Annotated in this window: 1 protein-coding gene; it reads right to left on the bottom strand. The window is 69.4% G+C overall.

What is annotated here, in order from left to right:
• Positions 1-520 (bottom strand): DUF7507 domain-containing protein (locus WA762_RS35515; RefSeq protein ID WP_443080758.1); only part of this gene is annotated, 520 nt, incomplete at both ends.

Consider the following 520-nt stretch of genomic DNA (forward strand, 5'->3'; position numbering starts at 1 on the left):
CGTTGCCCGTGTTGGTCACCAGGAACGCGTACGCGACCTTCTCACCGGCCACCAGCTCGCCGGGCTTCTCGGCCTTCCCCGTCTTGACGACCGTCAGGCCGGGCTTCGAAGGCGCCGGAACCTCGACCTCCGACGGCGGCGAGACCGGCGGCTCGGTCCCATCGGGCGGCGTGCCGGTCGCCGTCGCGGAGTTCTTGATCGAACCCGCGTCGACGTCCTCCTGCGTGACCTCGTAGGAGGCGGTGCACGTCACGTTCGCACCAGGGGCGAGGGACGCGGCACCAGCCGGGCAGACCACATCCGACAGCTTGCCGCTACCGGTGAAGTCGCCCTCCTTCACCTTGACATCCTTGATCGTGACATTGCCCGTGTTCGTGACCACGAAGGCGTACGCGACCTTCTCACCGGCCACCAGCTCGCCGGGCTTCTCCGTCGTCGCCGACTTGACGACCTCCAGAGCGGGCTGCCTGGGCGCCGGGACCGTCACCTTCGACGGAGGCGAGACGGGCGGCTCGCCGCC

This window comes from Streptomyces tyrfis (assembly GCF_037034285.1).
Classification (GTDB): Bacteria; Actinomycetota; Actinomycetes; order Streptomycetales; family Streptomycetaceae; genus Streptomyces.